Below are 19054 nucleotides of genomic sequence, written 5' to 3' on the forward strand. Positions count from 1 at the left end.
TTTTATATGAAAGTTGACAGCTGACAAGACAAAGAAAAGATGGTAAGATAGGAGATAAATAATTTGGTGTTCAAATTATCTGGCAGACTAGAAAGTGAGTTGTCATGTCCTATTTTGAAAATTTTTTAAAAGCCAATCAAGCTTATGTAGAACTACATGGAGATTTGCATTTATCCATTAAACCTAAGACCAAGGTTGCAATCGTAACTTGTATGGATTCGCGTCTACACGTTGCGCCAGCTCTGGGCTTGGCTCTGGGAGATGCTCATATCTTGCGGAATGCGGGAGGTCGAGTGACGGAGGATATGATTCGCTCATTGGTCATTTCCCAGCAGCAGATGGGGACAAGAGAGATTGTAGTTCTTCACCATACTGACTGCGGGGCCCAAACCTTTAATAACGAGGACTTCCAAGAACACTTGAAATGTGAATTGGGAGTTGATGTATCTGGGCAGGATTTCTTACCGTTTCAAGACGTCGATGAGAGTGTCCGAGAGGATATGAAGTTGTTGCGAGAATGTCCCTTAATTCCAGATGATGTCATAATTTCAGGAGCTGTTTATGATGTAGATACAGGTAGTATGAGAGAGATATACTAACTTTCTATTGAAAAGCTTCTAGAGTAGCATGAAATAGGATGCTAAAATAGATAAATTTTTGCTTTACTATCACTAATATAAAATAGTATAAGACAAGAGGATAAATGTCTACTCTTGTCTTATTTTTTATTGAAAAATCAAGAAAAAAGCGCTACAATGGTAGATGGAAAATATTGTAAAAAAACACAAGTGATACATAAATACTGGAGGAAATCATGTCTTTTTCTGATTTAAAGCTGTTTGCCCTTTCTTCAAATAAAGAATTGGCAGAACGTGTGGCACAAGAGATTGGGATAGAATTGGGAAAATCGACTGTTCGTCAATTTTCAGATGGAGAAATTCAAGTTAACATCGAAGAATCTATCCGTGGGAAACATGTCTTTATCTTACAATCAACTAGCTCACCTGTAAATGACAATCTACTAGAGATTTTGATTATGGTTGATGCTTTGAAACGTGCCAGTGCAGAATCTGTCAACGTTGTAATGCCTTACTATGGTTATGCGCGTCAGGATAGAAAAGCGAGAGCACGTGAACCAATCACTGCAAAACTCGTGGCAAATATGCTTGAAGTAGCTGGAGTGGATCGTTTGTTGACGATTGATTTGCACGCTGCGCAGATTCAAGGATTCTTTGATATTCCTGTTGATCACTTGATGGGTGCTCCTTTGATTGCGGATTACTTTGAGCGTCGTGGTATGGTTGGTTCTGACTATGTCGTTGTCAGTCCAGACCACGGTGGTGTCACTCGTGCTCGTAAATTAGCAGAGTTCTTGAAAACTCCAATTGCCATTATCGATAAACGCCGTAGCGTAGACAAAATGAACACTAGCGAAGTGATGAATATCATTGGTAAGGTTGAAGGTAAAACTTGTATCTTGATTGACGATATGATTGATACAGCTGGAACTATTTGTCACGCAGCAGATGCCCTTGCTGAGGCAGGAGCTGTTGAAGTTTACGCAAGCTGTACGCACCCAGTTCTTTCAGGGCCAGCTATGGACAACATCCAGAAATCAGCTATTAAAAAATTGGTTGTTTTGGATACTATCTACCTACCAGAGGAACGTTTAATTGATAAGATTGAGCAAATCTCTATCGCTCATCTGTTAGGCGATGCAATCATCCGTATCCACGAAAAACGTCCTCTTTCTCCATTGTTTAGTATTGAAAAGACTATTTAAATTTACAGTTGAGGAAATAAAAAACGCTTATAAATTCAGAACCCTATCGAACACAGAAGTCTGTATTGTTCGGAGTTTAAATATTTTTGTATCAATTGTTTCAAGAATATTATTTGATTTTTTAAACTAGAGTGAATTTTACTTATTTTTTACCAGAAAAAATAAATTTATTTTAAAAAAAGCTTGACAACTTAGATTTATATGATATAATTTGATGTAATAAGGGTTGTCCTTATAAATTAAATTTTAAAATTAAAGAGGAGATAAAACAATGAAGAAAGTTTTATTATCATCAGTAGTAGCTCTTGCAGTATTTTCTGCAGCAGCTCCAGTTTTTGCACAAGGAGAAAATCCAGCTTCTTCTAACCAATTGATCCAAAAGAAATATGTTTCATGGCGTGATGCAGCTGACGAAGCTGAAAACCTATTAAATGCTCATGATGCTGAAATCAAAGCAGAAGCTGCACAACAACCTGCAGTAGTTGCTGCACAACAAGCTCTTGATGCATATGGTTCAGGTCACCTTTACGGTGAATATGTAGCTAAACGTGATGCTGCTTTCAACGAAGCTTACAACGTGGTACGTAACATGTACCGTCAAAAATATGAAGAACAATACATCAAAGATGCTATGGCTCAAGGTAACTACTACAACGAAAATGGTGTAGAAGCTAACCGTACAAATGAACAACGTATCGCTGACGACCAAGCAGCACAAACTGGTAAAGCTCCTGTAGCATCAGCTAATCAAGCATCAGCTGACCAAGCATCAGCTGACCAAGCAGCAACTCAACCAGAAGGTGGCAAACCAGGTGCTGTAGACCAAGCTAAAAAAGCTGATGCAGCAGCTAAAAAAGCTGGTGCTTCTGCAAAAGCAGGTCAAAAAGCCCTTCCAAAAACACACGCTGTTAAATAATTTATTTATTTGGTGAAGTATACTATCACTGAAACTTTGTTTCAGTGATTTTTTTAGTAAATAACGAGGTAGAAAAATGAGTGGACACTCTAGAACAAAGAAAACACCAATTACTAAAATAATTGCTTCTATCGCAGCAGTAGCTATCGTTGCTTTGGGAGGCTTGTTTATATATAATAACAGCTTCTCAGCATCAAGTGAGAATAAGACGACTGAAACTACCGTTACCCAGGAAGCGTCAAAGCAAACTTATACTGCTAGTAAGGAAGAAAAGGAATATCTCTCTAATAAATTTAAAGGTTTACTTGCAACAAACTCTGAAACTGTGGGGTATGTATATATTCCGGGTACACAGTTAGATGAACCAGTCGTTCAAACAACGGATAATGCGACTTATTTAGATAAGCGCTTTGATGGGGTTAACGAGCCTTTAATGGGGACAGTCTTTATGGACGCTGATAACAAAAAGGACTTTAGCGATCGATTAACTTGGTTATTTGGTCATGCCCGTGGTAGTAAAGTGGCTGACCACCGTATGTTTAAAGATGTGAACTATTTCAGTCGCCAAGATTATTTTGATGAGCATCCTTATGTAGTTATTGAAACTCCAGAGAGAAAGTACTATTATGAAGCTGTTGCCATGATTATTGTTCCAGAAGAAACAGCATTTTACCGTACTTCTTTTGATGATGATGCAGATTTTGAGAAACAGCTAACTACTATTTATGATACTGCAGAAGTTAAGAAACCAAATGTTAAGATATCAGCTAAGGATAAATATCTTGTGCTTTCTACTTGTCGTGAAGAAGATGATACGATTCGTGCCAATCTCTACCTTCGACAAATTCCTGATTCAGAGATGAGTGACTTTGTCAAACAACACGGAGAAAGCCTTCAGTATAAACCAACAAGAGAATAATCTTTAAATAAAATCTTTATAAATCCTCTTAAAATTAAATGAATAGTTTAATTTTGGGAGGATTTTTTGATTTTTGTTTTTATAGTAAATTTCTGCAAACCCTTTCAAAATATGCTATAATGATGAAAAAGGAGGATTTTTATGACTCAAGAATTTATCAATCCAAGTGATGGCGTAGTACGTCAGTATTTAACAACTAGCAAAACGGTAGCTGTAGTAGGTCTGTCGGATCGCGAGGAAACAACTAGTAATCGTGTATCTAAGGAGATGCAGTCTCGAGGATATAGAATCATTCCAGTCAATCCGAAATTAGCAGGCCAGGAAATTCTTGGAGAAAAGGCTTATGCAAGTCTTGCTGAGATTCCTTTTCATGTAGATATTGTGGATGTTTTCCGTCGCAGTGAGTTTTTACCAGATGTCGCACGTGACTTTCTACAAGCAGATGCACAGATTTTCTGGGCTCAACTTGGTCTTGAAAATCAAGAGGCAGAAGAAATTCTCCGAGCTGGCGGATGTGAAGATATTGTGATGAATCGTTGTATTAAGAAAGAACATACACGATTGATTCTTGAACAATAAAAAGGTAGCCTTTAGGCTACCTTTTGTCTTAGATAATACCGATGAGTATTTGCATGCCAAGACTAGTCAGGATAATGGCAATCCAGCAGAGGGCTCCAAGGAGAATAGATTTACCGCTGGATTTGATCATGGTGATGAGATTGGTTTTGAGACCGATAGCGCTCATGGCCATGATAATGAGGAATTTAGAGAGTTGTTTGAGAGGTGCAAAAAAGCTGTTGCTGACACCGAATGAAGTGAGAATAGTAGTTAGCAGAGAAGCTAGGATAAAGTAGAGAATGAAAACGGGGAAGATTTTTTTAAGCTTCACTCCTTGTTTGTTACCTTGTTGACGGCTCTGCCAGTAGGAGAGGAAGAGAGTAATAGGGATAATAGCCAGGGTACGGGTCAGTTTGACAATGGTTGCTGACTCAAGAGTGTTGGTGTGATAAAGACTATCCCAGGCGCTAGCTGTAGCTGTTACAGAGGAAGTATCGTTGACTGCTGTCCCTGCAAAAAGAGAAAAACCTTCGTTTGATAGGTGAAGCCAGCCTCCTAGGGTTGGGAAGATAAGCGCAGCTATGACATTGAAGAAAAAGATAACAGATATGGCTTGAGCGACTTCTTTTTCCTTAGCATGGATGACAGGAGCAGTTGCCGCAATGGCAGAGCCTCCACAGATAGAAGAACCTACTCCAATTAAGGTAGCCAGCTTTGTATCGAGGTCAAAAAAGCGTTGGAAGAGATAGGCTACAATTAAAGCTATAGAAATAGTAGAAAGAATGACAGGGAGGGAAGATTTTCCAACTGCGAAAACTTGAGAGATATTGAGTCCAAATCCAAGCAAGATGACAGCGTACTGGAGTAATTTTTTAGAGCTATAAGTCAAACCAGCATCCAGTTGTTTATAGGAAGTGAGAAAGGGGTGGAGAATCATTCCGATAAAGATAGCAAAAACTGGCGCTCCTACAACAGGTAAGAAGCCTCCTAAAACCCAAGAGATGATAGAAATGATAAGACAGACTAGAAGTCCGGTCCCATTTTTTGATAGAAATGACATAAAAACCTCCGAAAATAAGCACTTCTTATTATAAGCTTGTCTATCAAAAAAGTAAAATAGAAAGTGGGAAATAGGCTGTGACTAAATGGATTTTTGCGGTCAAGGAGCTTTTGTAGTATAATAGATATATGTTCTTTAATCAAGGAGGATATCTATGGACCTAACCAAACGATTTAATAAACAATTAGATAAGATTCAAGTTTCCTTGATTCGTCAGTTTGACCAGGCTATTTCAGAGATTCCTGGAGTGTTACGTCTGACATTGGGAGAACCGGATTTTACAACACCAGATCATGTCAAGGAGGCTGCAAAGCGAGCCATTGACCAGAACCAATCCTATTATACAGGGATGAGCGGTTTACTGACCTTGCGTCAGGCGGCTAGTGATTTTGTAAAAGAAAAATACCAGCTAGACTATAATCCTGAAAATGAAATCTTGGTCACAATTGGTGCGACAGAGGCTTTGTCAGCTACCCTAACAGCTATCCTAGAAGAGGGAGACAAGGTTCTCTTGCCAGCTCCTGCCTATCCTGGCTATGAGCCGATTGTCAATCTAGTTGGGGCAGAGATTGTCGAGATTGATACAACTGAAAATGGCTTTGTCTTGACTCCTGAAATGCTGGAGAAGACCATTCTAGAGCAAGGTGACAAGCTTAAGGCTGTCATTCTCAACTATCCAGCTAATCCAACTGGTATCACTTATAGTCGCGAGCAATTAGAAGCCTTGGCAGATGTTTTACGCAAGTATGATATTTTCGTCGTCTGTGATGAGGTCTACTCAGAATTGACCTATACAGGGGGAAATCATGTCTCTTTGGGAACGATGCTGAGAGATCAAGCTATTATCATTAACGGCCTTTCTAAATCCCATGCCATGACAGGATGGCGTTTAGGTTTTATCTTTGCACCAGCAAACTTCACAGCTCAACTCATCAAGAGTCACCAATACTTGGTTACTGCTGCAAATACCATGGCGCAACATGCTGCAGTGGAAGCTTTGACAGCTGGTAAAGATGATGCAGAACCGATGAAGAAGGAGTATATCAAGCGTCGAGACTACATTATCGAGAAGATGACGGACCTTGGCTTTGAGATTATCAAACCAGATGGTGCTTTTTACATTTTTGCTAAGATTCCTGCAGGTTACAATCAAGATTCTTTTGCTTTTCTAAAAGATTTCGCTCATAAGAAGGCTGTTGCCTTTATCCCAGGTGCTGCCTTTGGTCAGTTCGGAGAAGGGTATGTTCGCCTATCTTATGCAGCCAGCATGGAAACGATTAAAGAAGCCATGAAACGACTTGAGGAGTATATGAAGGAAGCATGATTCAGTCTATTACGAGTCAAGGCCTGGTACTCTACAATCGTAACTTTCGTGAGGATGATAAGCTGGTCAAAATCTTTACAGAGCAGGCTGGGAAACGGATGTTTTTTGTGAAACATGCTAGCAAATCTAAACTTGCTCCAGTCATTCAACCCTTGGTGCTGGCTCGTTTTCTCTTAAAGGTTAACGATGATGGACTCAGCTATATCGAGGATTACCATGAGGTAAAGACTTTTCCGAAAATCAATAGCGACCTTTTTGTTATGGCATATGCAACCTATGTTGCAGCCTTGGCAGATGCGAGTTTGCAGGATAATCAGCAGGACGCACCCTTATTTGCTTTTTTGCAAAAAACTTTGGAGTTGATGGAAGAGGGCTTAGACTATCAGGTTTTGACCAATATTTTTGAAATTCAAATTTTGACACGTTTTGGGATTAGTCTGAATTTTAATGAGTGTACATTTTGCCACCGTGTGGGACAAGCCTTTGATTTTTCTTTCAAGTACGGTGCCTGCCTTTGCCCAGATCATTATCATGAAGATGAAAAACGATGCCATTTGAATCCCAATATTCCTTATCTACTTAATCAATTTCAAGCCATTGATTTTGAGATTTTGGAGACTATCTCGCTCAAGTCTGAAATCAAGCAGGACTTGCGTAAGTTTATAGATCAAATCTACGAGGAATATGTCGGTATTCACCTAAAATCAAAGAAATTTATTGATTCCCTAGCCGACTGGGGACAATTACTAAAAGAGGAAGACAAATGAAAAAAATCGCAGTAGACGCAATGGGTGGCGATTATGCACCACAAGCTATTGTAGAGGGTGTCAATCAAGCCCTTGCTGACTTTTCAGATATTGAGATTCAACTTTACGGAGACGAAAGTAAAATCAAGCAATATCTAACAGCTACAGACCGCGTCAGCATTATCCATACAGATGAGAAAATTGACTCTGACGATGAGCCTACAAAAGCTATCCGCAAAAAGAAAAATGCTAGTATGGTCTTGGCGGCTAAGGCAGTTAAGGACGGAGAAGCAGATGCTGTTCTCTCGGCAGGAAATACAGGAGCTTTGTTAGCAGCAGGATTTTTCATCGTTGGTCGTATCAAAAATATCGACCGACCTGGGCTTATGTCAACATTGCCAACGATTGATGGTAAGGGGTTTGATATGCTGGATCTCGGAGCTAATGCCGAAAATACAGCTCATCATCTGCATCAATACGCTATCCTAGGTTCCTTCTATGCCAAGAATGTTCGTGGTATTGCAAATCCCCGTATTGGCCTTCTTAACAACGGTACAGAAAGCAGTAAGGGAGATCCACTACGCAAGGAAGCCTATGACTTATTAGCAGCTGACGAGAGTTTGAATTTTGTCGGGAATGTGGAAGCACGTGACTTGATGGATGGTGTTGCAGATGTAGTCGTAACCGATGGTTTCACGGGAAACGCTGTTCTCAAAGCTATTGAAGGTACTGCTATGGGGATCATGGGATTACTTAAGAATGCCATTGTAGGTGGTGGACTTAGAGCCAAGCTCGGCGCATTCCTCCTAAAGGATAATCTCAGAGGTTTGAAAAAACAGCTCAACTATTCAGATGTTGGTGGTGCCGTCTTGTTTGGCGTTAAGGCGCCTGTTGTTAAGACTCATGGATCAAGTGACGCTAAGGCTGTATACAGTACACTTCGTCAGATTCGTACCATGCTTGAGACAGATGTAGTTGCACAGACTGCGCGTGAATTTTCAGGAGAATAATATGACAGATAAAGAAATTTTTGACCGTGTTGTTACGATTATCCAAGAACGTCAAGGGGAAGACTTTGTCGTAACCGAAAACTTGAGTTTGAAGGATGATTTGGATGCTGACTCTGTGGATTTGATGGAATTCATCTTAACAATCGAAGACGAATTTGGAATCGAAATCGGTGATGAAGAAATCGACAACCTCAATAGCGTCGCAGATGTATTAGCAATTATTAAAAATAGAACATAAGAAAAAGCAACATGCTAGGCATGTTGCTTTTTCTAATTGGTGTATTTAGGAGACTACACTTCAAATTCATAAAGTGCTGTGGATAGGTAACGTTCTCCGTTATCTGGTGCAAGTGCAAGGACTTTTTTACCTGCTCCAAGTTTTTTAGCGACTTCAATTGCTGCATAGATAGCTGCAGCAGAAGAAATACCTACTAAGAACCCTTCTTTTCCACCGATTTCACGACCAAGTGCAAGAGCATTGTCTGATGTTACGCGAACGATACCATCGTAAGCTTTTGTGTCAAGTGTTTCTGGGATGAATCCAGCAGAGATACCTTGAATTTTATGAGGCCCAGGTTTTTCACCTGATAAGATAGCTGATTCGTCTGCCTCAACTGCAAAAACTTGAATGTTTGAATTCGCAGCTTTAAGAGCATGAGAAACACCTGAAATAGTTCCTCCAGTACCAACACCGGCAACAAAGGCATCTAAACCGTCAGCTCCGAAATCAGCTAGAATTTCAGCTCCTGTTGTTCTTTCGTGAACTTCTGGGTTAGCTTGGTTGATAAATTGCAAAGGTAGGAAACCATCACGTTCAGCAGCGATTTCTTCAGCTTTAGCAATAGCGCCTTTCATACCTTCACTTCCTGGAGTTAGAACGAGTTCAGCACCATATGCTTGGATGATTTTACGACGTTCCACACTCATTGTCTCAGGCATAACGATGACAACTTTGTAGCCTCTAGCAGCACCAACCCATGAAAGACCGATACCAGTGTTTCCGCTTGTTGCCTCTACAATAGTAGAACCAGGTTTAAGTTTGCCTTCTTGTTCAGCTTTTTCAATCATGCTTAGAGCAATGCGGTCTTTAACGGATGACCCTGGGTTAAATGCTTCTAGTTTTACGTAAACATCTGCTGCACCCTCAGGTACGATGTTGTTCAATTTAACAATCGGTGTTCTACCGACAAGTTCAGTGATATTGTTATAAATCGCCATATTAGCACCTCTATATATAAGATGCTACTAGTATAACGCTATCTTTTCCTTTTGTAAAATATAGAAATCCTATCGAAGTGATAGGATTTTTTTATACCGGATATAAAAGAGTAAGGTTAGATAAATAAGGCAGTATTTCCGTTATTTTATCCTAAGTTTATAGGAACCTCGACTTCTCGTAAACCTTGATCTGTTAAGGTGACTTTCCCATTGAAAAATTCTATAAGCGAAGATTTAATATCTTCTTTATCTTCCTTATCAACAAAGATGATTGTCTCAACTTGATCTGTAAAATTGGTTTCAAGTTCCATAAGATTATGTTCTTTAAGAAAGTTTCCATATTCTTGATATTGGGCATAACTCATTTGAATTTGAATCCCTGCTTGTTCTTTAATTTCTACAATTCCAATTTCTTTAACAGCTAAAGCGACACTACCAGCATAAGCGCGAATGAGCCCCCCAGCACCTAGCTTAATACCACCGAAATAACGGGTAACAACTACACAGACATTGGTTAAATTATGATTTTCTAACACTCCAAGCATTGGTACTCCAGCAGTTCCGCTTGGTTCTCCATCGTCACTAGTTCGTTTAATTTCACTGCGCTCACCAATAATAAAAGCAGAGCAGTTGTGGGTCGCTTTATAGTGTTCTTTCTTAATAGCAGTGATGAAGGCACGGGCTTCCTCCTCGCTATAGACACGCTTTGCATGGCAAATAAAGCGGGATTTTTTGATTTCTTCTTGGACTTGTCCGTCCTCTTTAATTGTTCTACATTCCATAATGTTATTGTACTAAAAATTAGGATAAAGTTCTAGATTTTACGAATAAAGAAGTATGAAAATAAACCCAAATTATCTAGGTCGACTTTTTACTGAAGATGAATTAAGTATGGAAGAACATCAGTTAGCAGTGAAACTCCCAAGTATGCGAAAAGAGAAGGGAAAACTAGTTTGTCAACGATGTGATAGTGTGATTCAAGAAGAATGGTTATTGCCCATTGATGCATACTACTGTCGAGAATGTCTGTTGATGAAGCGAGTTAGGAGTGATCAAGGTTTATATTATTTCCCTCAGGAAGAATTTCCAAAACAAGAGGTTCTTAAATGGCAGGGACAATTGACTCCATTTCAAGAGAAAGTATCAAAAGGATTACTTAAAGCTGTAGAAAGTCAGCAGCCAACTTTAGTTCATGCCGTGACTGGCGCTGGGAAAACAGAGATGATTTATGAAGTTGTGGCAAAAGTCATTAATGATGGTGGGGCAGTTTGTTTAGCGAGCCCCCGGATAGATGTTTGTTTGGAGTTATATAAACGACTACAAAATGATTTTGCCTGTAAAATCGCGTTGTTACATGGGGAATCTGAACCATATTTTCGGACACCTCTAGTTGTTGCAACGACTCACCAGTTATTAAAATTCTATCAAGCTTTTGATTTACTAATAGTTGATGAAGTTGATGCTTTTCCCTATGTTGACAACAAGATGCTTTACAAAGCTGTAAAGAATTGTGTAAAGGAAAACGGACTCAGCATTTTCCTTACAGCTACCTCTACAGATGAATTGGATAAAAAGGTTCGCTTAGGAGAGTTGAAAAGGTTAAGTTTACCAAGGCGGTTTCATGGTAACCCCTTAATAATTCCCAAACCAGTCTGGCTATCTGAATTGGACAATTACTTAGACAAACATCGTCTACCACCCAAATTAAAAAGCTATATAGAAAAACAACGAAAATCAGGCTATCCATTACTCATTTTCGCTTCAGAGATTAAAAAAGGAGAGAAGTTAAAGGAAATCTTGCAGCTGCAGTTTCCAAATGAGAAAATAGGCTTCGTATCGTCTGTTACAGAAGATCGATTAGAACAAGTTCAAGCATTTAGAGATAGAGAATTAACCATCTTGATAAGTACAACAATATTGGAACGTGGAGTTACCTTTCCATGTGTAGACGTAATGGTTGTCGAAGCAAATCATCGCCTCTTTACAAAATCGAGTTTAATTCAAATTGGAGGACGAGTTGGACGCAGCATGGATAGACCAACTGGAGATTTAATTTTCTTTCATAATGGATTAAATCGTTCGATTAAAAATGCCATAAAAGAAATTAAGTTGATGAATAAGGAGGCAGGTTTATGACTTGCTTACTATGTGGACAACACTTGGGAAGTAATTTAACCTTTAGAAATCTTCTTTTTTTAAAAAAGGAGGCAGGTTCGCTCTGTTTTACGTGCTCCTCAAGTTTCGAAAAAATAGGAGAAGAACATTGTCCAACCTGCTATAAAGCAGGAGTGTCAACCTCGTGTCAAGATTGTCAACTTTGGTGTAAAGAAGGGATTGATGTCAGTCATGAAGCGATTTTTACTTATAATCAAGCAATGAAGGATTACTTTAGCCGCTACAAGTTTGATGGAGATTATATTCTTAGAAAGATTTTTGCTTCAATTTTAAAAGATAAACTGCGAAAGTATAAAGAGTTTCAAATCCTTCTCATTCCCTTGAGTCCAGAGAGATTCTCTAAAAGGGGATTTAATCAGGTTGAGGGCTTAATAGAAACTACAGGTTTATCCTATCTGGATTTATTAGGAAAAAGTGAAGTGAAAGCAAGCTCTTCAAAAAATCGTTCAGAACGTTTAGCCACAGAACTCCCATTTTTTATTAAAAACGGCGTTACGATCCCAAAGAAAATTTTATTAATTGATGATATTTATACGACAGGTGCGACTGTTAATCGTGTCAAGAGTATGCTAGAGAATGCAGGAGCAGAAGAGGTTAGAACATTTTCCCTCGTAAGATGAGGAAAAAGATTGCAATAATTTTTTGAAAGCGTTATAATAAATATAGAAAAACAAATATGTTTAGAAAGAAGGTACTTATATGATTAAATATAGTATCCGTGGTGAAAACCTAGAAGTAACAGAAGCAATTCGTGATTATGTAGTTTCTAAACTCGAAAAGATCGAAAAATACTTCCAAGCAGATCAAGAACTAGATGCACGTGTAAATTTGAAAGTGTATCGTGAAAAGACTGCTAAGGTAGAAGTAACAATTCCACTTGGATCTATTACTCTTCGTGCAGAAGATGTTTCTCAAGATATGTATGGATCCATTGATTTGGTAACAGATAAGATTGAACGTCAAATTCGTAAAAATAAAACAAAAATTGAACGTAAGAACAGAAACAAAGTTTCTACTAGCCAATTATTTACAGATGCTTTAGTTGAAGATTCAGATGTTGCTCAAGCTAAAGTTGTTCGTTCAAAACATATTGATTTAAAACCAATGGACCTTGAAGAAGCACTTCTTCAAATGGATTTATTGGGTCATGACTTCTTCATTTACATCGATGTTGAGGACGAAACAACTAATGTAATTTACCGTCGTGAAGATGGAGACATTGGCCTTCTTGAAGCAAAAGAATCATAAGATATTGTCGTTTAATATATAAGTGGGCTGTTGAAAACAGCTCACTTATTTGATTTTACAAAGATATAAGTTGGAGTATTAACTCAACTTATAGGGCTATTTACTTTAATTAAGTAGACAAAAGAAAGCGCTTTAAGTTAAAATAGTCATGTCAACAAATATTGAGCGTAAAAATGTAAGCGCTCTAAAATTAATTTATTACAAAGGAGTCCACAGATGGCAACTAAAGAAGAAATCTTGCGCGAATTATATCCAGAGGATCTATTCCACTATGCAGATGGTTTAACATTGGGAGAAGCAGAAGTTTTACAAGAAACTCGTCGTTTGATTGAAAAACACCTTCGTCCTGTAATTAATGAATATTGGGAAGCACCTGATTTCCCATTCGAACAATTTTACGCTGTAGCAAAAGGCGCACAAATCATGAACAACCCTAAATTGTTCGAAGGACGAGAAGGAAACTACAAACCATCAGAACTTTACATCGCATTCTTGTACCTTGAATTAGGTCGTTTCGATGCTTCTATGGCAACATTCTTCACAGTACATGGTGGACTTTGCTACAACACAATCTTGCTTGGTGGTGATGAGCGTCAACAAAAAGAATTCCTTCCTAAATTGGCTGCATTTGACTGGCAAGGATGTTTCGCTTTGACTGAGCCATTGTCAGGTTCTGACATCGCTGGTGGTCTTGCTACAACAGCTGAGCGCGTTGGAGACAAATGGATCTTGAACGGTGAAAAACGTTGGATCGGTGGATCAGACACAGCTGACGTTGTTCCAGTATTCGCTCGCGACGTTGAAGATGGACGCGTGAAATGTTTCATCGTTCGTAAAGGTGCTCCAGGATACCACGCTGAGCCAATCCCTCACAAAGTTTCTCTTCGTTGCGTACGTAATGGTCACATTACTATGAAGAATGTTGAAGTTCCAGATTCAGACCGTTTGGTAAACATCAACGGATTTGGCGACGTAGCTCGTATCTTGACATTTACTCGTGCTGACGTTGCTCACATTGCAACTGCAATCACTTGTGGTTCATTTGTTGCAGCTCTTAAATACGCTAAAGACCGTCAACAATTCAAACGTCCAATTGCTTCATTCCAGATCGTTCAAGAAAAATTGGCTAGAATGCAAGCTAACGCAGTAGCAGCACTTTCTTACTCAGCTCGTATCGCAGAAATGCAAGAAGCTGGTAACGAATTGATGCTTAACTCTGCACTTGCTAAATTGCATAACTCATTGGTAATGCGTGAAACAGTTGCCCTTGCACGTGAAACATGTGGTGGTAACGGAATCACTCTTGAAACTGACGTAGCTCGCTTCTTTGCAGATGCTGAAGCAATCTACACTTACGAAGGTTCTCACGAAGTGAACGCATTGATCGTTGGTCGTGAACTCACTGGTGTCGGTGCATTCGTATAATTCGTATAATAATGAATTTGGAACGGTTGCTTAGCATTTGCTGAAAGACCGTTCCGATTCTTTCTTTATAAACTTTATATATTAAAATGAATAGGAGAAAAAAATGAGTATTTCTAAAGTAATGATCATTGGTTCTGGTCAAATGGGTAGCGGAATCGCGCAAGTATTCGCTCAATCTGGTTTTACAGTATACCTTAATGACATTAAAGAAGAATTTGTACAAAGAGGGATTGATAATATCACTAAACAATTGGCTCGTTCAGTAGAAAAAGGACGTATGTCAGAAGAAGAAAAAGGAAAAATCTTGGGTAACTTGATTCCTTCAACTTCTTACGAAGATGCTAAAAACGTTCAATTGGTTATTGAAGCAGCTACAGAAAACAGAGATATCAAACTCAGCATCTTTAAACAATTGGATGAAATTACTGCTCCTGAAACAATTTTGGCTTCTAACACATCATCTCTTTCTATTACGGATATTGCTGCGGCTACAGTTCATCAAGAACGTGTAATTGGTATGCACTTCTTCAACCCAGCACCAGTTATGAAGTTAGTTGAAGTGATTCGTGCTCTTCAAACTTCAGATGAAGTTGTAAAAGCAGTTCGCGAATTGACTGAAAAAATTGGAAAAACTGCAGTTGACGTTAAAGACTCTTATGGATTTGTTGTTAACCGTGTGTTGATCCCAATGATTAACGAAGCTATCTTTATCCTGGGTGAAGGTGTTGCTTCTGCAGAAGAAATTGATGAAGCTATGAAATTGGGTGCAAACCATCCAATTGGCCCATTGGCACTTGCTGACTTGATCGGATTGGATGTATGTTTGGCAATCATGGGAGTATTGAATAACGGCTTCGGTGATCCTAAATACCGTCCAGCACCACTATTGAAGAAAATGGTTGAAGCTGGTAAACTAGGTCGTAAGACTAAAGAAGGATTCTTTAAATACTAAGATTATAAGGAGCAAATAATGAAAGAAGCAGTTATTGTTGCAGCGGTTCGTACACCTCTAGGTGCCTTCGGTGGAAGCTTGAAAGATGTTCCTGCTGTTGATTTGGGAAGTTTAGTTATCAAGAGCGCTATCGAAAGAGCAAACTTGAAACCAGAACAAGTTGATGAAGTTATCATGGGTAACGTCCTTGGTGCAGGCCTTGGACAAAACGTTGCACGTCAAATGAGTGTTAACGCGGGTATCCCAGTTGCTTCTCCAGCATTCACTATTAACAAAGTTTGTGGATCTGGTTTGAAAGCAGTTCAATTGGCAGCTCAAGCAGTATTGTGTGGAGATGCTGATATCGTTGTAGCCGGTGGGGCTGAAAACATGAGCCAAGCTCCTTATGTCCTTCCAAACCAACGTTGGGGCGCCCGTATGGGAGACTCCCAAGTAGTAGACACTATGCTTCGTGATGGCTTGACAGATGCCTTTGGATCCTTCCATATGGGAATTACAGCTGAAAACGTTGCTGAACAATATGGCATTACACGTGAAGACCAAGATAACTTTGCTGTGCAATCTCAAAAACGTGCAGTTGCAGCTATTGAAGCTGGTCGTTTTAAAGAAGAAATCGTTCCTGTTGAAATTCCGCAACGTAAAGGCGATCCTATCGTATTTGATACAGATGAATTCCCAAGAAAAGATGCTTCATTTGAAGGACTTTCTAAACTTCGTCCAGTATTCAAAAAAGATGGTACTGTAACAGCTGGTAATGCTTCAGGTATCAACGATGGTGCTGCAGCAGTTGTAGTTATGAGTGCTGAAAAAGCTAAAGAATTGGGAGTTCCAGTTTTGGCAACTATCAAATCTTACGCAAGCGCTGGTCTTGATCCAAAAGTGATGGGTTGCGGTCCAATCTACGCATCTCGTAAAGCACTTGAAAAAGGTGGATTTACAGTTGCAGATCTTGACTTGGTAGAATCAAACGAAGCATTTGCGGCTCAAGCGTGTGCAGTTGGTAAAGAACTAGGTCTTGACCCAGAAAAAGTTAACGTTAACGGTGGAGCTATTGCCCTTGGACACCCAATTGGTGCTTCAGGATGCCGTATCTTGGTTACTCTTCTTCATGAAATGGAAAAACGTGATGCAAAACGTGGTCTTGCTACACTTTGTATCGGTGGAGGAATGGGTACTGCAGTTATCGTAGAACGTTAATTCATACTTTATTCTATTGACTAAAATTTATTATATCTTACCTGAAATCTCTTCGGAGAATTTTGGGTAAGATATTTTTTATTATAAATAATTAGAAGACTAAAGTATCAAAATAAAAGCGCTTTCCTATAAGTTAAACTTATAGGCATAAGCATAAATATTAAGTGGACGGTGGTTAATAAATAAGGTATTATTATAATGTAAGCACTTACATTACTATCGGTACTTGTTGACGCAGTACTCTATACTCAAAATAACTTAAAGTAGGAGGAGAATAATGAGTAATACAGTTTTATTAGAGGTTAAAGATGGTATCGGTTATATCACCATTAACCGCCCAGCAGCTTTGAACGCGTTGAGTTCAGAGGTTTTGACGGATTTAAATCTTGTTTTAGATGAAGTAGAAAAACATGAAGATATCCGTGTTGTTATTGTTAGTGGTCAAGGTGATAAGGCTTTTGTTGCAGGGGCTGATATTAAGGAAATGGACCAAATGTCTCCAATTCAAGCCTTCGAATACATGACATATGCCAATGATACATTTACCCGTCTGTCTGATCTTACTCAACCGACTATTGCAGTTCTTAATGGATATGCTTTGGGAGGCGGTTTGGAGCTTGCACTCTCAACGGATATTAGAATTGGCTTTGAAAAGACGATGGTAGGATTCCCTGAAGTTGGCTTGGGTATCATTCCTGGTTTCGCAGGTACACAAAGAATGTCTCGTTTGATCGGTACTAGCAAGACAAAAGAATTGATCTACACTGCTAGAATCGTCAAAGGAAATGAAGCCTATGACCTAGGAATTTTGAACAAACTTGTTCCAGCTGAGGAATTATTGTCATCTGCTGAAGAACTAGCTAAAAGCATCATGAAAAATGCTCCGTTGGCTGTTGAAAAAGCTAAGCATGTCATTCAAGTTGGTTCAGAACTTCCTCTTAAGAATGCAATTCGTTTAGAGACAGAAGCTGAAGCTCTTCTCTTCTCTACTGAAGACAAAGTTGAAGGAATGCGTGCTTTTGTTGAAAAACGTAAAGCCGTGTTCAACCGTAAATAATAATTGAGGTGTTAGTATGAAAGCTGTTTTATCATTACAAGAAGCTATTTCTAAAGTAAAACCTGGTAATGTCGTAGGGATTTCAGGATTCCTTGCTGTTGGTGAACCTTTGGAGTTGATCGAAGAGTTGGTTAGACAAAATCAACAAGATTTGACTTTGGTTTCAGTTGTTACTTCACATCCAGGTAAAGAAGTGGGTGTTGGCCGCCTTTGTGAAAACCACCAAGTTAAAAAATATGTTGCTGCCCACATTGGTACATCTCCTGCTGCTCAAAAAGCATACTTTAGTGGAGAAATGGAAGTAGAATTCACTCCAATGGGTACTGTTGTTGAACGTCTTCACGCTGCTGGAGCAGGTCTTGGAGGAGTTTTGACACCGACAGGAGTTGGTACTATTTTAGAAAATGAACATGAAAAAGTAGTTCGCAATGGTCGCGAGTACCTCATTTATGACCCGCTAAAACTTGACGTAGCATTGATTAAAGCTACAAAAGCTGATAAGTACGGAAACTTGTACATTGATGGTACAACTAAGAACATTTCATTGCAACTAGCTCTTGCAGCAGATACAGTTATCGTTGAAACAAATGAAATTGTTGAAGTTGGTGAAATTAAACCGGATGACATCTATATTCCAGGTATCCTTGTTGACTATGTAGTCCAAGGCTTAACTCCAGAAGAACACCACAAGATGATGGGTGACCTCTGGACAGAGACTAATAAATTAGCGGGGGTAAAATAATATGAAACCAAAAGAAATTATTGCAAGACGTGTTGCTCTTGAATTTAAAGATGGTGATGTTGTAAACCTTGGATTTGGTATTCCAAATGCTTCTGCAGACTTCATCCCAGAAGGTGTTAACGTAATCCTTCAAGCAGAAAATGGTGCCCTTCGCTTTGGTGAAACACCAACTAAAGATAATTACAATCCAAACCTAGCAAACTCAGGTGGTGCACCAATTACTCTCCTTCCAGGAGCAGCTTTGTTTGATTTGCAAACATCATTTGCAATTATTCGTGGTGGTCACGTTGATGCGACTGTTCTTGGAGCTCTTGAAGTAAGCCAAGACGGAAGCATTGCAAACTGGATTATCCCAGGAAAATTTGCACCAGGTATGGGTGGAGCGATGGACCTTTTGGTAGGTGCTAAACGCGTTATTGGAGCAATCCAACATACTACAGGTGGCGAATCTAAACTTTTGAAAGAGTGCACATTGCCTCTATCTGCTAAAGGAGTTTTAGATCTTGTCATTACAGAACTAGCTGTTTTTGGATTCAAAGATGGTAAATTCTTGTTGAAAGAAGTTGCACCAGGTGTAACTGTAGAAGAAGTTCTCGAAAAAACAGCCGGTGACGTTATTGTTGCAGAAGATGTGAAGACAATGCCTATCTAGGCTAATATTGGCTATTTTCTTCTGAACATGATATTATATATGTAAACGATACTATCGCCTTTTTAGGCGGTA

At 39.1% G+C, this 19054-nt stretch carries 21 protein-coding genes; 18 read left to right on the forward strand and 3 right to left on the reverse strand.

All coding sequences use genetic code 11. The features are described 5' to 3' along the window. The first annotated feature begins 104 nt into the window (after nt 1–104). From GOM46_RS00110 to GOM46_RS00130, 5 genes are all read left to right on the forward strand, one after another. Nucleotides 105–599, forward strand: a complete 495-nt coding sequence (locus tag GOM46_RS00110) for a beta-class carbonic anhydrase (RefSeq protein WP_006150527.1) — start codon at nt 105–107, stop codon at nt 597–599. Between the two features lie 215 nt (nt 600–814). Continuing rightward, the gene (locus tag GOM46_RS00115) at nt 815–1783 is read left to right on the forward strand and encodes a ribose-phosphate diphosphokinase (protein WP_006150516.1); all 969 of its coding nucleotides are present in this window, start codon (nt 815–817) and stop codon (nt 1781–1783) included. Nucleotides 1784–2054: 271 nt separating this feature from the next. Beyond that, nucleotides 2055–2699 carry an amylase-binding adhesin AbpA gene (gene abpA / locus GOM46_RS00120; RefSeq protein ID WP_235083600.1) on the forward strand — a complete coding sequence of 215 codons (645 nt, stop codon included), beginning with the start codon at nt 2055–2057 and terminating at the stop codon, nt 2697–2699. Between the two features lie 76 nt (nt 2700–2775). Further along, on the forward strand, nt 2776–3618 hold the full coding sequence (gene srtB, locus GOM46_RS00125) for a class B sortase, LPKTxAVK-specific (RefSeq protein ID WP_235083601.1): 843 nt from the start codon (nt 2776–2778) through the stop codon (nt 3616–3618). 141 nt (nt 3619–3759) lie between these two features. After that, on the forward strand, nt 3760–4197 hold the full coding sequence (locus tag GOM46_RS00130) for a CoA-binding protein (protein ID WP_006150501.1): 438 nt from the start codon (nt 3760–3762) through the stop codon (nt 4195–4197). A 28-nt stretch (nt 4198–4225) separates the two neighbouring features. Here the strand turns inward: GOM46_RS00130 and GOM46_RS00135 are convergent, their stop codons facing one another. Then, nucleotides 4226–5236, reverse strand: a complete 1011-nt coding sequence (locus GOM46_RS00135) for a YeiH family protein (RefSeq protein WP_235083602.1) — start codon at nt 5234–5236, stop codon at nt 4226–4228. Between the two features lie 154 nt (nt 5237–5390). Here GOM46_RS00135 and GOM46_RS00140 point away from each other — a divergent pair, with 154 nt between their 5' ends. Genes GOM46_RS00140 through GOM46_RS00155 form a run of 4 tightly spaced genes read left to right on the forward strand, consistent with a single transcriptional unit; the run spans nt 5391 to nt 8554 of the window. After that, nucleotides 5391–6560: a pyridoxal phosphate-dependent aminotransferase gene (locus GOM46_RS00140; RefSeq protein WP_235083603.1), complete on the forward strand. Its 1170-nt coding sequence runs from the start codon at nt 5391–5393 to the stop codon at nt 6558–6560. Then, complete coding sequence (gene recO / locus GOM46_RS00145) at nt 6557–7327, forward strand: DNA repair protein RecO (RefSeq protein WP_235083604.1); 771 nt, start codon at nt 6557–6559, stop codon at nt 7325–7327. Before GOM46_RS00140 ends, recO begins: the two co-directional genes overlap by 4 nt. Beyond that, entirely contained in the window at nt 7324–8316 is a 993-nt protein-coding gene (plsX, locus tag GOM46_RS00150) for a phosphate acyltransferase PlsX (RefSeq protein WP_006150504.1), read from the forward strand. Before recO ends, plsX begins: the two co-directional genes overlap by 4 nt. Before the next feature lies 1 nt (nt 8317). Then, nucleotides 8318–8554, forward strand: a complete 237-nt coding sequence (locus GOM46_RS00155) for an acyl carrier protein (protein WP_235083605.1) — start codon at nt 8318–8320, stop codon at nt 8552–8554. Between the two features lie 53 nt (nt 8555–8607). Here GOM46_RS00155 and cysK read toward each other — a convergent pair whose 3' ends face one another. Then, nucleotides 8608–9534 (reverse strand): cysteine synthase A, encoded by a 927-nt coding sequence (gene cysK, locus GOM46_RS00160; RefSeq protein WP_006150537.1) that lies wholly within the window; start codon nt 9532–9534, stop codon nt 8608–8610. Between the two features lie 146 nt (nt 9535–9680). Next, nucleotides 9681–10316, reverse strand: a complete 636-nt coding sequence (locus GOM46_RS00165; protein ID WP_235083606.1) for a YigZ family protein — start codon at nt 10314–10316, stop codon at nt 9681–9683. A 55-nt stretch (nt 10317–10371) separates the two neighbouring features. On the opposite strand from GOM46_RS00165, the gene GOM46_RS00170 reads away from it, so the two are divergent. The 9 genes from GOM46_RS00170 (at nt 10372) to GOM46_RS00210 (ending at nt 18982) form a co-directional block, all read left to right on the forward strand. Beyond that, the gene (locus GOM46_RS00170; protein ID WP_235083607.1) at nt 10372–11670 is read left to right on the forward strand and encodes a DEAD/DEAH box helicase; all 1299 of its coding nucleotides are present in this window, start codon (nt 10372–10374) and stop codon (nt 11668–11670) included. Next, on the forward strand, nt 11667–12329 hold the full coding sequence (locus tag GOM46_RS00175; RefSeq protein WP_006150533.1) for a ComF family protein: 663 nt from the start codon (nt 11667–11669) through the stop codon (nt 12327–12329). The genes GOM46_RS00170 and GOM46_RS00175 overlap by 4 nt, the downstream gene beginning before the upstream one ends. Nucleotides 12330–12408: 79 nt before the next feature. After that, the gene (hpf, locus tag GOM46_RS00180) at nt 12409–12957 is read left to right on the forward strand and encodes a ribosome hibernation-promoting factor, HPF/YfiA family (protein WP_006150510.1); all 549 of its coding nucleotides are present in this window, start codon (nt 12409–12411) and stop codon (nt 12955–12957) included. Nucleotides 12958–13173: 216 nt separating this feature from the next. After that, nucleotides 13174–14382 (forward strand): acyl-CoA dehydrogenase family protein, encoded by a 1209-nt coding sequence (locus GOM46_RS00185; RefSeq protein ID WP_235083608.1) that lies wholly within the window; start codon nt 13174–13176, stop codon nt 14380–14382. Nucleotides 14383–14485: 103 nt separating this feature from the next. Further along, on the forward strand, nt 14486–15334 hold the full coding sequence (locus GOM46_RS00190) for a 3-hydroxybutyryl-CoA dehydrogenase (RefSeq protein ID WP_006150532.1): 849 nt from the start codon (nt 14486–14488) through the stop codon (nt 15332–15334). Nucleotides 15335–15352: 18 nt separating this feature from the next. Next, the gene (locus tag GOM46_RS00195; RefSeq protein ID WP_235083609.1) at nt 15353–16531 is read left to right on the forward strand and encodes an acetyl-CoA C-acetyltransferase; all 1179 of its coding nucleotides are present in this window, start codon (nt 15353–15355) and stop codon (nt 16529–16531) included. A gap of 277 nt (nt 16532–16808) precedes the next feature. Then, the gene (locus GOM46_RS00200; RefSeq protein WP_006150502.1) at nt 16809–17588 is read left to right on the forward strand and encodes an enoyl-CoA hydratase/isomerase family protein; all 780 of its coding nucleotides are present in this window, start codon (nt 16809–16811) and stop codon (nt 17586–17588) included. A 16-nt stretch (nt 17589–17604) separates the two neighbouring features. After that, complete coding sequence (locus tag GOM46_RS00205; RefSeq protein WP_235083610.1) at nt 17605–18330, forward strand: CoA transferase subunit A; 726 nt, start codon at nt 17605–17607, stop codon at nt 18328–18330. A 1-nt stretch (nt 18331) separates the two neighbouring features. Beyond that, the gene (locus GOM46_RS00210; protein ID WP_075565155.1) at nt 18332–18982 is read left to right on the forward strand and encodes a 3-oxoacid CoA-transferase subunit B; all 651 of its coding nucleotides are present in this window, start codon (nt 18332–18334) and stop codon (nt 18980–18982) included. The last annotated feature ends 72 nt before the right edge of the window (nt 18983–19054 follow it).

Source organism: Streptococcus infantis (assembly GCF_021497965.1).
GTDB classification, from domain to species: Bacteria; Bacillota; Bacilli; order Lactobacillales; family Streptococcaceae; genus Streptococcus; species Streptococcus infantis_B.